Here is a 1,733-nt window from a genome sequence, read left to right as displayed (position 1 = left end):
GGGCTCGGCGTGAAAATCTTTGCTCGGATCCGGATCAAGTCGTGAGTGATCCAGATCCACGGCGGCGAAGGCCTTGCCTAGTGAATTGTCTTCATCGATCACACGCTCGATCAGGCAAGCCACGTCGGTCCGGGTGATCATCCCGTGTGTGGTGGGCTTGGTGGAGAGGATAGCCCGGCCGGTGGCTGGCGCAGATAGCAAGCCGCCAGGACGAATGATGGTGTAGGGGAGACCGGATGTTCGCAGGGAGTCCTCGGCGCGGGTCTTGGCCTCGACCACATCCCCGAAGGCAGTGATGGCCTGCTCGGAGCGATAGGGCATCATCTCTCCACAGCCGATGGCGGTGACCAGCACCACGCGCTCGGGTGTATAGCGTCGAGCGATATCGATGACCGTTTGATTGCCGGTCTCGTCCACGTATGTGCCGTCGTCGAGTCTGCCGGCCAGCGTCGAAATGACGATCCCGCCAGTGCCCAGTGCCATGAAGGCACGCTCCACATCTCCTGAGCAGACCGCATCCCCCGGAATGATCTCGACACCCAGAGTCTTGAGAGGAGCGGGCTCGCTGTTGGGCCTTACCAATGCCAGCACGGACTGGTTGCGCCCACGCAAGCGGTAGGCCACTTCCAGTCCCACGCCCCGGGTGGCGCCGAAGATCAGAACAGGTTTCATGCGGAGGTCTCCCGCTCGATGTGATCCAGGGCGGACAAGGTGTTTCTCAATCTGGAAAAGTGCTGGAGTTGATCCGGGCGTAGCTGGCGCTGTTCATCGCGACCGAGGAAGACCTTGAACATCCCTTCCCCCTCCGCGTTGTAGAACTGGATGGAGGCTGTCTCCATGCCCATGAAGGGGCGTTGCATGAACACGATGTGCTGACAGCGCTCGGGCCGAAGGTGGCCTGATAGTCCGGCCTTCCCCTGCAGGTTGTAGAAGCCATGGCCAGTGCTGCCGGAGGGAAACGGGCCCTTGAACTCCATGATGACGTCGGCGGTGTGCAGCACGGTGGTCATCTCTCCCCAGGAGGGTAGGGCGTACAGGACGTCGAGGTAGTGTCGTCCGCTGACCTCCGTCCAGTGGTTTTGAGGCAAACAGTGCACCACCTCCAGAAGGCTGAGGTTCTCCTCGTGGGCAATTTGCTCCAGTACGACGCCCGGCTCATCGGCGAGACGTTGGCGCAAGGTGTCGGATGGATTTTGTTGGGGAGCGTGGTGGGACATGAGATCCTCTTGCAGTACAATTAATGAGAATGATTATTATTTATATCAGGGTTCATAGGCGGTCACAAGTGTTTTTCTTCCAGGGCAATGCACCGGCCATCTGCCATTCATGCGTGCTTGTCTCATTCGATGAACTATGCAAGAATGTTAATCATTCCCGTTTGCATCATCAGCCAGCCCGCAGCCAGCCACATGCAACGGTTACCCATGTGATCCCACGGCGAGATCACATCACCCGTAACCCTGGCTTGACGGAAACGCAACGATGCCTGCTGCTGGCTCTCCTGCCGTTCATTTCCCAAGACGACGCCCCATTGGGCAAGCCGCTTCGCGGGAGTTTGAACAGGCCTCGGGCTTCCGTTTCACGGACGATAGTCGCTGGTTCATCGCCCGGGAGCCCTCGGAGGAGGGCAGTGGCTCCCAAATGGTGGTCGTGAACCTGCGGGATGGCAGCGTCCATCACCACGCACACATCAGCAGCTACATACTGGCACCCCGCGTTGGCGTGGTGCTGGG

3 protein-coding genes are annotated in these 1,733 nt (G+C 59.5%); 1 reads left to right on the top strand and 2 read right to left on the bottom strand.

The genetic code is table 11. The features are described from left to right. Positions 1-672 (bottom strand): SDR family oxidoreductase (locus tag LPW29_RS15075; protein ID WP_238628693.1); only part of this gene is annotated, 672 nt, incomplete at its 3' end. Then, a complete protein-coding gene (hutX, locus tag LPW29_RS15070; protein ID WP_238628692.1) occupies positions 669-1,217 on the bottom strand; it encodes a heme utilization cystosolic carrier protein HutX in 549 nt (182 codons plus the stop codon). The genes hutX and LPW29_RS15075, both read right to left, overlap by 4 nt. Before the next feature lie 265 nt (positions 1,218-1,482). On the opposite strand from hutX, the gene LPW29_RS15065 reads away from it, so the two are divergent. Continuing rightward, positions 1,483-1,733: hypothetical protein (locus LPW29_RS15065; protein WP_238628691.1), on the top strand; the 251-nt coding region annotated here is incomplete at its 3' end.

It is taken from the genome of Ectothiorhodospira sp. 9100, assembly GCF_022227565.1.
Lineage (GTDB): Bacteria > Pseudomonadota > Gammaproteobacteria > Ectothiorhodospirales > Ectothiorhodospiraceae > Ectothiorhodospira > Ectothiorhodospira marina.
Note: the sequence above shows the minus strand (reverse complement) of the source record. Positions and strands in the feature narration are given on the sequence as shown.